The sequence below is a fragment of the Belliella baltica DSM 15883 genome (genome assembly GCF_000265405.1).
In the GTDB taxonomy this organism is placed as follows: Bacteria; Bacteroidota; Bacteroidia; order Cytophagales; family Cyclobacteriaceae; genus Belliella; species Belliella baltica.
Window position 1 is genome coordinate 3,204,061 of record NC_018010.1, and the last position, 12,557, is coordinate 3,216,617.

Sequence of the window (12,557 nt, forward strand, 5' to 3'; positions counted from 1 at the left end):
TTGGGGCAAAAGTGATAAAACGAAATTATAAACATAAAAACAAAGGCTTGTACTAAACTGAAAAGTTAGGGCGAAAAATCCCCAACTGTTCATAGCCGAGACCGTTGGCATTCATTGTGAAAAAATGTAAATTGAAAAATAAACAGAAATAAAATGAAATTCACTAATCTAATTATCGGACTATTTTTAACTAAAACTCTTTTCTCGTGCAGTAAAGACGACTCTTTCCCTGATTATGAGCAATTAAAATCATATGATTTAATCGAAATTAAATGGAAATTAGAAGCGACAAATTCACAAAATATTGTGGAGAAAAAAATTCCTGAATTCTATTTTGAAAATGATTCCGACAAACCAATGTCTGTGGTAATAAAACCTCTTGAAAATATTGAAGGCAGTTCTATATTTGAATTTGATGACCTACAAACTTTTGAGAAACTCAATTTTTCAAAAACCCAAGTTGTAATCCCAAAAGAATTAAGTCTTTTATCAGAGCAATATGTAAATCTTTCTAGCGGAGTAAAAGCACCTTTAACTAATGAAGAATCTTTTTTTCCATTTTCTCGAAGTTTTAAAGATTCGATTACCCTAAATAAAAATAACTCTCTAACCGCAAACTATACTTTATACCTTAAAGAAAATAAAGCTAATTTTTTAGCAATATTTAAAGAGAACTCTACTGGTGAAATTTTAGAATTAACAGGAAATTGGACTGGTATGTTTTTTGAAAAATTATCTGAAAAAACGGTAATAAACGAAATTGAATAATTCTTTACGGAATAGCAAAAGAGGGATTATAATTAAAAAAATGAATTAAACAACGAAATGCCAACATTAAGCCCACTAGAGAAAAGCCCTTTGAAAAAAAGCCCAGATTGATGTAAAATCTATCAGGGCTTTTTGCTAGTGGCTGTTGACTGACAACTGGAGGGTGAAGTGTTTGCTAGGTGTATTAGTACTCTTTTTATGGGTTTAATTATTTTTCATTAGTTACGATTTCTACTATTATTTGACCAATCCTTGTGGAAAAGGCATAAAATCCCCTACCCAAAATTGGGGTATTCTGCTTTAGAGATGTCTTGGACCCAACCATTGTTTTCTTAGATCCTGAATACATGTCAGGAAGGGGCTGGATTTGGATTGAAAGATTTTTGTTTTCTGGCTGATCTATCCCTTGTATCAAAGATTGTTTCCATTCTTCCGTGATCGCAGCAAGGGCATTTTAAAATATCCCTGCCGTATTTTTCGAGCATTCTGATCTGTATAACACTCCCCATTTGTTGGACCAAAAGTATCAGTTGCTAAGTTAATTTATTTATTTGTTAATACTTCTTTAGTTGTCCTATTTCCCAAGGGTACCCTTGGGAAATAGGACAACTAACTTTTACTTTATGCTGCTTTTCGGGTTGGCCCATAATATCTTTCCCCAGGCTTCTCCCTAGTGGTATGATGAACCTTTTGGTTGTAATATTCAATATACCATTTGACACCTTTGAGCAGGTCATAACCGTCCTCGCTTGGGTTCAGATAGATGTAATCATACTTGATCGACTTCCAGAACCTTTCAATATATACATTGTCCAAAGCCCTTCCCTTTCCGTCCATTGATACTTTGATATCCAGCCCTTCAAGGTAATTGATCCATAAGGCTGATGTGTACTGGCTTCCCTGATCGGAATTGACTATCTCTGGCTTACCATTTTCTCTGATGGCCTCTTCGATTACCTGCTTACACCATTTGGCGTCCTGACTGTTGGATATACCCCATGACAGTATCCTTCTGCTGTAAACATCCATGACTGCGGTCAGGAACATAAACCCCTTCTGCATCGGAATGTAGGTGATATCGGTTACCCACACTTGGTTGGGCCTTTCAATCTTTAAGTTCCTGAGAAGATAAGGCCTGATATATTCACGCAAACCGGATTTGGTAAGGTTCTTCCTCCTGTAAAGGGTTTCCCTGCCCATCAGCCTGAAAAGCCTCCTGATGCGCTTTGGGCCGACAACGAAGCCCAGTCCTGTCAACAGATAGACCATCGACACAACGCCTTCAGTAGGGTGATCGGTAAGATGCCTGTCCATGATTCCCATCAGTTTCAGATTGATCTCGTTTTCCCCTTTTGGTTTGTAATATAGACTGCTTCGGGGAACCTCCAATACTTCACACTGTTTCCTTATAGAAAGCCCCTTATAATCGGAACAAACCAATGTCGCCCGGTCTTTCATATCCCCAGTTTCTTGCAGCTTTTTTTTAAAAAGTCATTCTCTACTTTTAGCTCTCCGATCTGGGCATAGAGCTGCTCAAGGGCAGGGCCTTCTTCCTTTTTCTTTGAATGATCCTTTTCAAATACAGCTGACATATTATCCAAAAACTCACCCTTCCACTTGGAGATAATCACAGGGCTAACATCGAACTTCTTGGACAATTCAGCCAATGTAAACTGATTCTTGATTGCTTCAAGGGCCACTTTTGCCTTGAACTCAGGAGAAAACTTTCGTCTTGTTTGCTTGTTCATAAGGTTAAATTTAAACGGTTTTTTTAACTTAACCTCTGGTCTCAATTTTGGGGAGTATTATACTGGAATGGAATTGTGACTTTGGGTTTGGTTGGTTGCATATCGAGAGAAGACCGTATCATAGCCAACCGTTCAGTTTTGCCCTGTATTCTCAAGTATCCGAAGTGGCGGATCTTGACAAACCTTTTTGGTAGGATATGCTGCTCAAACCTTCTAAGGAATTCCTGATGAGTAAGCCACATCTGTTTTGTTTTGGAACCGTCTGCATAGTCTTTATAGCTGAACTTGATGTGTGTTGCGTTGACCTCAAGGATTCGGTGTTTGGTGATGGCGATCTTGTGGGTATAGCGTCCAAGGTACTCGACGACCCTATCGGGCGACCCGAAAGGAGCTTTGGCATAGACGTTCCATTTTTTGAACCTGACGGCTTTGATTACGCTGTTTTCACTTCCATTCCAGCTGAGTGAACAGTCTTTTTCCAGCCCTTCCATGAATATGGCTTTGAACATACTTGCCAGACTTTTTTGAGGAAAAAGGAATCGGTTGTTTTTGCGTTTGGCATCTACCCAACGCTTTCCGTCGAAGCCACCTGCACTGACGATACAATGTACATGTGGATGGAAAGAAAGATCCTGTCCCCAAGTGTGGAGAACCATTGTAATACCTGGTTCAGCTCCCAGGAATTCAGGCATTCGACCGTGTTTGAGTAATGTTTGGGAAGCTGCCTGAAACAGCAAGTTAAATAGCCTGTTTCTGTTGCCCATGATCACAACATTGAGTTCATGGGGCAAAGTGAATACTACATGATAGTATGCTGTAGGTAGTAGTTCGTCCATCCTTCCCTGAATCCAAGCGTCCCTTTTCATACTTCCACAGTTGGGACAGTGTCTGTTACCGCAGCAATGGTAGCGATGGGCGATGTTGCCACATTGTTGATCATTGCATCTGCTAATGTGATAGCCCTTAGCAGCGGTATGACATGCTACAAGATCAGCAAAAACAGCTTTGCTATAAGTATTGAAGCTGTGGATGGATTGATGTCTGAATAGGGATTGGAAAGAAGAGTCAGTTTCCATCAGCTAGCAAATCAAGTGGAGATACTAGTTTTTCCCTACGTTGTTTGGTAAGGTGAAGATAGATCATAGTAGTCTCTATCTTTGAGTGTCCAAGAAGCTGTTTGATGGTATGAATATCTGTTCCCGCATCAAGCAGATGTGTGGCAAAGGAATGCCTGATTGAATGTGCAGAAAAAGCATATTGTTCTAAGCCCGCCTGTTTCATTGCCATACGGATGGCGTGCTGTATGGAGCGGTCGTTCATAGCTTTTCCCGGGATCTGTCCTTCAAAGAGAAAGACTTTTGGCTTGTGTACTCTGTAGTAAGCTTCAAGCAAAGGGAGAACAGCAGCTGGAAGGATAGTAAATCTGTCCCTGCTACCCTTTCCTGCCACAACTTTGAGCTGCATTTCGGCTCTTGAGATATGTTTCATTTCCAAGAATCGAAGTTCGCTCAACCTGATACCTGTTCCATAAAACAAAGCAATGATGGCTTTATGCTTGATATTGGTTGTGGATTGGATTACATGGCTGATCTGATCTTGGGTTAGAATTTCCGGAAGTCTGAAGTCTTTCCGGGGATAAAGTGCGTGGGGGACTACATAAGGTGAAGGTAAAATGTGTTTAAAAAAGAAGCTACAGCTTTGAGCCGTCATCCTGCATTTGTCCCTACCGACAGCATGCTCTTTTTTGATGTAATTGATGTAAGAGGCAATGTGATCTTGGGTGAGCTGCTCAGGATTGAGGTGATTGAAATAGGCGAAAATATAGCGCATCTCGGCCATATAGTTGCGGATGGTCATATGGGAATATGCTTTGGCTTCTAGGAAAGAAGATAGTTTTAGCAAATACTCCTTAGCGGAATCATTGAGGGCAACAGTGCCCAGCGTGTTTTTTTTGAGTTTTCATGATCTAAGATTTTGATATAAATAAAAATAAGCATAATTTTGGTAAATCGCTCACCCGTAGGGTGTCAGTTCAACAGGCGTTTGGCAAAAAAGCGGGTTCAGTGCTTAAAAGAAGCTTTGTGCTTCGTATCAAGTTCAGTGCTGGCAGACAGTCTAGTGCTTCGAAATCCGCTTCTTCGCCAAGCGCCAAAACGTTGTGTGTAAGTTAAATTTACATCCTATGATGATAATCATTATTCCTTGTTTTAATGAAGTTCAAAGAATTGACAAGCAAGCCTATATCAACTTTTTAAAACACACGCCAGACGCCAATCTTGTTTTTTCTGACGATGGTTCTACTGACAATACAATTTCTGTGTTAAAAGAAATTAAAGCTTCGCATGAGAATTGCGTTCACGTCTATGTTTCTAATCGCAATCATGGTAAAGCAGAGGCGATAAGATCGGCGGTGTTGTATCTTAAAACTCAAAATTTAAAGCCGAGTAAAATCGCTTATATTGATGCTGATTTGGCAGTTTCCTTAGAAGAATGTTATGCCTTATCTAAAAATCTCAATGATAAGATACACTTTGCTTTCGGATCTCGAATTTCAAAAGTTGATAATACAATTATCCGTTCTTCGTTTCGACATTATTCTGGGCGAATGGTGTCGACTGTGATTTCCAATATTTTAGGCGTTGCCATTTATGACACCCAATGTGGTTGTAAAATATTCAAAAGTGATTTAGCTTTTAAGGTCTTTGAAAACCCGTTTATATCTAAATGGCTATTTGATGTTGAAATCTTTTTTCGCATTATCAATCTTTATTCCAAAACAGAATTAAAACACATTGCCCGAGAAATTCCTTTAGAATCTTGGATAGATGTTGGTGGGTCTAAAGTCAAATTGAGTTATTTTTTTAGAATGTGGTATGAATTTTATTTAATAAAAAAACAATATCGTGGGGTTCATTAAAAGATATAAATACGAGATTGGCATTGGATTACTAATTGTTTTGAGAGGCTTTCTCAATGCCATAGTGCCGTTAATGGACAAAACTGAAGCTCGTTATGCAGAGATTGCCCGCATCATGCAGGAAACCAATAATTATATTACGCCACAAATTGATTACGGCGTGCCTTTTTGGGCCAAACCGCCTTTATCCACTTGGTTATCCGCCTTAAGTATGGAAGTTTTTGGCGTGAATGAATTTGCCGTGCGTCTGCCTTATCTGTTAGCCACAATTTTTATACTCTTTGTCGTCTCTAAATTTGTAGAATCCCGCAGAGCTTGTTTGGTGTGTGCCTTTGTGTTATTGACTATTCCAGAGTTTTTATTACACGCTGGCGTGGTATCCACAGATACGTTTTTAGCTTTATGCGTGGCCATGGTTTTTTTGAGTTTTTGGCAAACTATTCTTATTGAAAAAGTTAATCATTGGCATTATTTATTTTATGTATTTTTAGGGTTTGGTCTATTGGCTAAAGGACCTATCGTGTTTATTTTAACCATTCCACCACTTTTTATTTTCACCCTTTATTTTAAACAATTCAAGACTTTTTTTAAAAACACACCTTTATTTTCTGGGCTTTTATTAATGTTGCTTATTGCCGTGCCGTGGTATTATCTGGCGGAGCAGGAAACCAAAGGATTTCTAGAATATTTTATCATTGGCGAACATTTTAAACGCTTTTTTGACTCCGACGGTTGGGATGGCGATAAATATGGTTTCGTCAAAACCCAGCCTTTGGGAATCATTTGGGTTTTTCTTTTTGCATTCGCCTTTCCTTGGATACAAGTTTTAGCGGTAAAACTTTGGAAATTGCGACAAGAGATTTTGAAAAACAAATGGGTGTCTTTTCTTTTGCTATGGTTATTATGGGCGCCGTTTTTCTTTACGTTTTCAAGCAGTTTAATTCACACTTATATTTTGCCATCTATTGTGCCTATCGCTTTGTTGATAAGCCATTACTGGCCAAATTATAAGCACAAAAGATTAGCGCTTCGCTTGAGTCTTATTTTTCCAGTCTTGGTCGTCATAGCGACGGCAATATTTCTGTTGGAAAATCGAGTGAAATATTACATGAATACGGACAAGTATATTTTAGAACACGACGTTTTATCTCAATATAAATTGTATTATTTGAATAAAAAAAGTTACTCCAGTCAGTTTTATAGTGAAGGAAAAATTGAAAATATTTCCTATGAAAATTTTGAATCAATTAATTTACAGCAAGAGTCTTTTGCCATTATTATAGAAAATGATGACATTAATCAAGATAATATTTCTCAAATTAAAAAATTAGAAGTTATAGATTCAAATGCAAACAGCAAGATATTCCTAAAAAAATAAAACCTACACACAACATTAAGCCCACTAGAGAAAAGCCCTTTGAAAAAAAGCCCTGATTGATGTAAAATCTATCAGGGCTTTTTGCTAGTGGCTGTTGACTGACAACTGGAGGGTGAAGTGTTTGCTAGGTGTATTAGTACTCTTTTTATGGGTTTAATTATTTTTCATTAGTTACGATTTCTACTATTATTTGACCAATCCTTGTGGAAAAGGCATAAAATCCCCTACCCAAAATTGGGGTATTCTGCTTTAGAGATGTCTTGGACCCAACCATTGTTTTCTTAGATCCTGAATACATGTCAGGAAGGGGCTGGAAACTGATCTATTTTTATGAGGATGAAAGAATCGAGCTTTATAATTTAGATACTGACCTAGGCGAAAGAAATGATTTGTCCCAAATAGAATCTGAAAAAGCGAATTACCTCCAAAACAAGCTAAAAAATTGGCTAGCAAGTACAGATGCAAGGCTACCAATGAAGAAGAATATTAATTGATATTGAATTCCATCTAACAAACAAACAATCCTTTAATACTTTACCACTGAATTTATAAAAGCGCCATTCAATGCAATTGATTGGCGCTTTTTTTGTGAATCTTCATGGTACATCGTACTTGGTACTTGGTACTTTGTACTTTTTACAAAATCAAACATCCTTTACGCATCTAAAACCTACATTAGAAGTTCCTGAATACACATCTTGCCCTCTCCTGGCACTTGGACGATAATTGATACAATAGTCATCAGCACACAAGAAAGATCCTCCTTTGATGACTTTCTCAATGGCATAAGGGTTTTCTGGATTATAGCATTTTGAAATAGAGGTGTCTAATGCTGGCGCCAAGGCTTTTTCGCGCATAAAAGCGGCTGCATCAAACCAATCCGAGGTCAATTCCCACACATTACCGATCATATCATAAAGTCCAAAATCATTCCCAGCAAAAGAACGAACTGGAGCTGCTCCTTCAAAACCATCAATACCTTCATTTTGATAAGGAAATTCACCTTGAAAAGTATTTGCTCTAAAACTACCAGAAGGATTTAATTCATCACCCCATGGAAATCGACTATTGTTCCCTCCCTTAGCAGCATACTCCCATTCAGCTTCGGTAGGAAGTCTTTTTCCTGCCCATGTTGCGTAGGCCTCTGCATCTTCCAAAGCAATATGAACTACAGGATGATTCTCTTTTCCTTGAATATCGGATCCAGGGCCTTCAGGCTGCTTCCAATAGGCACCAGGAACCCATTGCCACCATTGGCTGATGTCATCTAAGCTTACTGCTTGATCTGGTGCTACAAAAACCAATGAACCAGCTACAAGTAAAGATTCATCTGGCTTGGGAGTTCCGGGAGGCAAAGTCTGCTTCATTTCTTCCCAATCAGGCTTTCTTTCTGCTACTGTCACATAGCCTGTTGCTTCCACGAAAGCTGCAAATTGCTTGTTGGTCACTTCCGTCTCGTCCATCCAGAAGCTTTCAACCTTTCGCAAGACCGCCGGCCTTTCACTTGGATAGGAATTAAGATCATTTGTTCCCATTGAAAAATCGCCACCTTGAATCAATACCATTCCATCCATTTTCTTGGATTCGTTTGAAACTTCCACAGCTACATTTCCATTTTGAATACTATTTTCACAGGCCAAAAGACCGCAGCAAACAAATACTAGGAAGAAATTGAAATATCTCATTTTTAATCATTTTCTATTCTCGAATCGAAAGGTAAGGTTTTGCAATCTAAATTTAAAGGTCAAATAAATATTCCAAGGGTTAAAAACCATCAAAGTGCTTCTTCGAAAGGTTCATTATTAAAAAATATCGTGCAGATTCAATTCCATCCCAAAAACCGCCTATTTCATCACATTTTTTTGTCTGAAAATACTGTGATGTCTATCCTTGTATCATGTTAAAATGAATGACATGAAAAAAAAGCATCAAGTTTATTATTGGATTATCTTCTTAGGCATTCTTTACAATTTCATTCTACTTGCTAGGAGTCAAAAGAATCCTTCTAATAATATAACAGAAAGTATTTCTGAAGAAACTCTCTCAAATCCAGTATCAATCAATGATTTTAGAAAACTATGAAAGACAAAATTTTACCTTTTAGACAAATTGAATGGTGGGTAGTCACTTTCCTTTTTGTGAGCATCATCCTCTCCAATGTACTTTCCTCTCCAACTTTTAGTCTAAATTATGAGCAAGGAGCCATTTATTTTGCCAAGATTTTCATCCCTTTAATCTTTCTTGCTACTTTTTACTTATTTCATATCAAAGTGTTTCCTACTTACATAAAAGATGGAAAAACAGCAAAATTTATCATTTACACCATTTTAATATTTCTTGGATCATTTATAAGTATTGGCGCATTTTCAGTTAATGCAAGGTTTACAGATGATTTTATCTTACCTTTTTATTTCAACTCTCTTTCCATATATGCAGGATATGGAGCCCTAACTTATATACTCAATCAGCTATTGATTAAAAAAGAGAATAACTTAACCTATGCTTACAATGTCTTAAGATCTATATTGATCTACATTTTTGTAGTCATTTTTCTTATACAGTTTCAAAGAATTGCTGGTGAGTTTGTAGCCATATTGTTTGTGTTTATAATCCCTTCTTTGATTGGATTGATTTTTTATAATTTCTTTTTGATTTATGGAATGCAAAAACAGAATCGAAAAGGTGAAGCAACTGCCTATTTGGTTTTGTTGCTATGTATCATTGCAGGAATATTTATTACAATAGCGATAGTAGAACAGGCTGGCGAAGCTTTAATTGCTGGCTTGATCTTGATTATTGCCATTGTGGCTATCATATTCCCTGTTTCAAACTTCTTTTTTAGAAAATACGATAACTACCTAGGTCAGTTAGATAGCCTAACTGTCAAGGTTGGTCAAGGTACTGCTAATATGGCATTTTTAAGATCTCAAATCAATCCTCATTTCCTCTTCAATGCGCTCAATACGCTTTATGGAACGGCATTGCAGGAAAATGGTGAACGAACCGCCGAGGGTATCCAAAAACTAGGAGACATGATGCGCTTTATGCTCCATGAAAATAATCAGGACAAAATCCCTGTTATCCGTGAAAAGGAATACCTCGTCAACTATGTAGATCTACAGAATTTGAGGATCAAAGAGCAAGAGAATATTGAAATCCTCTTTAGCCAATCAGAAGAAAACTGTCCGGGAGAAATCGCTCCGATGCTTTTGATTCCTTTTGTAGAAAATGCTTTCAAACATGGTATCAGCTTTCAGAAAAAATCATGGATCAAAATCGGTTTACGCTGCCTAGATGGTTCTGTACACCTTGATGTAAACAACAGCATCCACCGAAGCAATGACGAAGATCCAGAGAAAAAATCCTCAGGTATAGGTTTAGAAAATGTCAAACAAAGACTCAAACTCCTCTATCCTGACAAGCATGAACTTATCATCAGAGAAAATGAATTGGAGTATTTTGTACATTTGAGTGTGAAGCTTTGAAATAGACGTGAGATATGAGACGTGAGACTTAGTCTTGAAGTATAAGAATATAAAATAGGTTTGAGACATTAGAAATTAGAAGCGAGAAATTAGAAAAAAGAGACAAGAACCAAGAGAAAATTACCCTCATGTCACCAAAACCCTTCAAATTTTACAATCCGCCACGCCTGTGCGCCTACGGCGTAGCGGACAAGTTCTTTCAATCTCGACCTACTTCACAGATCTTTCGATCTCTAACAACCTTTGAACTTTCCAACATTTAAAACGATTCCCAATCTAAAATCTGACTTCTAAAATCTAAAATTAAATGTTAACAGCAATCGCAATAGACGACGAACCCATGGCTTTGGAAGTGGTGAAAGCCCATGCTTCCAAGGTACCTTTTCTTGAGTTAAAGGAAATATTTACAGATGCGATCAAGGCTCTGGAATATCTGAAAAGCAATCAGGTGGACTTGATATTTTTGGATATCAAAATGCCTGATATTTCAGGATTAGAGTTGGCAATTTTGATTCCAAAGGAAACCATGGTCGTATTCACCACAGCTTATTCCGAGCACGCTGTCAAAAGCTTTGAGTTGGATGCTATAGATTATTTGTTGAAGCCCTTTAACTTAAGTCGTTTTCTAAAATCCTGTCAAAAAGCACAAGAACTATTTGATTTGAAAAACGGACAAAAACCATCTTCCGACTCAATTTTTATCAAAACAGGCTCGGAACAAGTGAAAATAAATTTTGATGAGCTCTTGATCTGCGAAGCAAACGGAAACTATGTGAATTTTCACCTGAAAGAACATAAAATCCTCAGCAGAATGACGCTTTCAGAAACTGAGTTGCTACTTCCTTCCCATTTTATCAAAACCCATCGCTCCTATTTGGTAAATACAGATAAAATAGAAAAAATAGAAAGACATCAAGTTTCACTACAAGGCAAACACGCTCCAGTTAGCAATGGCTTTTATGATGATTTATTGGATAAATTAAATAAACCTTAGTGTAGCGTAATAATTGAGCTATACGTCATTTTTTTTACTAAATCTTTTGAAAATCTTCTTGAAGAAGTTTTCGTTTTTCTCAACCACTGGGTAATCATCCCCTAACAAATAACCGTAAGCTGCCAAACTTGGTATCCTTTCGAAGATGATTTTCAAGAGTCCTACCATGGGAATAAATAAAATCATTCCTGATATCCCCCAAATGTAACCCCCAAGTAAAATTGCCAAGATAACAGCAAAAGCATTTACTTTCACTCTAGCACCTACGACTAAAGGAGTGATTAAATTATTCTCAACAAGCTGAATCATCCACAAAAGCAACATGGTAGCCAAAGGATAAAAAAGGCTGTCTGTGGTCAGTAAGACATATAGTATCAACAATAATGAACTTAAAAATACGCCCACAAATGGAATCAAGTTCATCACTGACACAAATACAGCAAAAAGCAAAAAATACTTTACCCCAAGTAAATACAATACAACCCCCGCCATCAAACTCACAATAAAAGTAACAATCAACATCCCAAAAAGATAATTTTGAATCACCTTACCAGAGTCCTTTATGAAATTTAGAATTGAAGGGCTTTCTTTAGATGATCTTCTTTTTAAAAATTCTACAAAGAAATCTCTATAATAAAGCATTAAAAAAATGAAAAGAGGTATTATACCTACTAGCACAAGGGATCTTCCTGCTCCAAAGAGTGCTGACTCAAGTTTTTTTTGACTCAAAAAAGAAAATTCAAGAGGAATATCTGAACCCAAGCCAATCGCTCTTTCAATTTCTTTCAGGTAAGAATTTATTTTGGTCTCAAAAGAAGCCCTAATCTCGGGTATATCTTTAATCAAACCTACCACCTGATCTGTCAAGATGTACAATAAAGCGACTGCGGTGGCTGTAATGGAGATCAAGGTTATTGCTATCGAAAATGACCTTGGAACACGTTTTTCTTCCAGCCAATTTGAAATGGGATAGAGTGCAAATGCAAAAAAAGCTCCCCAAACTAGCGGAAGCAAAATCACAGAACCTTCTTTCATGATGACAATGATCAGAATAAAAAGAAGAAAAGAATACGCTACTTTTTGTATGGGTTTGATGTCGATAGAGCTCATAGTGGGTCAGGATGATTTCCTGACATTAAGATACGATGCAGGCGAGTTTAAAAAAATAATCTTTCTTCATTTTTTAAATAAAAAAGCTTGAATCTTCGTTCAAGCTTTTTACTTATTACATAATGTAAATAACTAGTAGTGTTGTATTTAAATCCAT

The 12,557-nt window shown here is 37.2% G+C and carries 11 protein-coding genes and 2 pseudogenes; 6 read left to right on the plus strand and 7 right to left on the minus strand.

The annotated features are described in order from the left end of the window. The first annotated feature begins 153 nt into the window (after positions 1-153). The gene (locus BELBA_RS14590) at positions 154-768 is read left to right on the plus strand and encodes a hypothetical protein (RefSeq protein WP_014773457.1); all 615 of its coding nucleotides are present in this window, start codon (positions 154-156) and stop codon (positions 766-768) included. Between the two features lie 350 nt (positions 769-1,118). Here the strand turns inward: BELBA_RS14590 and BELBA_RS19745 are convergent. From BELBA_RS19745 to BELBA_RS14615, 5 genes and pseudogenes are all read right to left on the minus strand, one after another. Beyond that, a pseudogene (locus tag BELBA_RS19745) lies at positions 1,119-1,262 on the minus strand (IS91 family transposase); the annotation flags it as partial. 127 nt (positions 1,263-1,389) lie between these two features. Next, entirely contained in the window at positions 1,390-2,226 is an 837-nt protein-coding gene (locus BELBA_RS14600; protein WP_014771031.1) for an IS3 family transposase, read from the minus strand. Continuing rightward, on the minus strand, positions 2,223-2,516 hold the full coding sequence (locus BELBA_RS14605) for a transposase (protein WP_014770860.1): 294 nt from the start codon (positions 2,514-2,516) through the stop codon (positions 2,223-2,225). The genes BELBA_RS14600 and BELBA_RS14605 overlap by 4 nt, the downstream gene beginning before the upstream one ends. Before the next feature lie 62 nt (positions 2,517-2,578). Next, a pseudogene (locus tag BELBA_RS14610) lies at positions 2,579-3,592 on the minus strand (IS91 family transposase); the annotation flags it as partial. Further along, entirely contained in the window at positions 3,582-4,418 is an 837-nt protein-coding gene (locus tag BELBA_RS14615) for a tyrosine-type recombinase/integrase (RefSeq protein ID WP_280956314.1), read from the minus strand. The pseudogene BELBA_RS14610 and the gene BELBA_RS14615, both read right to left, overlap by 11 nt. Positions 4,419-4,698: 280 nt before the next feature. Between BELBA_RS14615 and BELBA_RS14620 the strand changes: the two genes are divergently transcribed. The 3 genes from BELBA_RS14620 (at position 4,699) to BELBA_RS14630 (ending at position 7,305) form a co-directional block, all read left to right on the plus strand. After that, a complete protein-coding gene (locus BELBA_RS14620; RefSeq protein WP_014773459.1) occupies positions 4,699-5,433 on the plus strand; it encodes a glycosyltransferase in 735 nt (244 codons plus the stop codon). Further along, complete coding sequence (locus tag BELBA_RS14625) at positions 5,420-6,811, plus strand: ArnT family glycosyltransferase (protein ID WP_014773460.1); 1,392 nt, start codon at positions 5,420-5,422, stop codon at positions 6,809-6,811. Before BELBA_RS14620 ends, BELBA_RS14625 begins: the two co-directional genes overlap by 14 nt. A gap of 296 nt (positions 6,812-7,107) precedes the next feature. Next, a complete protein-coding gene (locus tag BELBA_RS14630; RefSeq protein ID WP_041779399.1) occupies positions 7,108-7,305 on the plus strand; it encodes a hypothetical protein in 198 nt (65 codons plus the stop codon). A gap of 150 nt (positions 7,306-7,455) precedes the next feature. On the opposite strand, the gene BELBA_RS14635 is transcribed toward BELBA_RS14630, so the two are convergent. Further along, the gene (locus BELBA_RS14635; RefSeq protein WP_014773462.1) at positions 7,456-8,496 is read right to left on the minus strand and encodes a formylglycine-generating enzyme family protein; all 1,041 of its coding nucleotides are present in this window, start codon (positions 8,494-8,496) and stop codon (positions 7,456-7,458) included. Between the two features lie 393 nt (positions 8,497-8,889). Here BELBA_RS14635 and BELBA_RS14640 point away from each other — a divergent pair, with 393 nt between their 5' ends. Further along, the gene (locus tag BELBA_RS14640; RefSeq protein ID WP_014773464.1) at positions 8,890-10,296 is read left to right on the plus strand and encodes a sensor histidine kinase; all 1,407 of its coding nucleotides are present in this window, start codon (positions 8,890-8,892) and stop codon (positions 10,294-10,296) included. Positions 10,297-10,603: 307 nt separating this feature from the next. Next, positions 10,604-11,290, plus strand: coding sequence for a LytR/AlgR family response regulator transcription factor (locus tag BELBA_RS14645; protein WP_014773465.1), 687 nt, complete (start codon positions 10,604-10,606; stop codon positions 11,288-11,290). A gap of 18 nt (positions 11,291-11,308) precedes the next feature. On the opposite strand, the gene BELBA_RS14650 is transcribed toward BELBA_RS14645, so the two are convergent. After that, positions 11,309-12,400, minus strand: a complete 1,092-nt coding sequence (locus BELBA_RS14650) for an AI-2E family transporter (RefSeq protein ID WP_014773466.1) — start codon at positions 12,398-12,400, stop codon at positions 11,309-11,311. Positions 12,401-12,557: the final 157 nt, after the last annotated feature.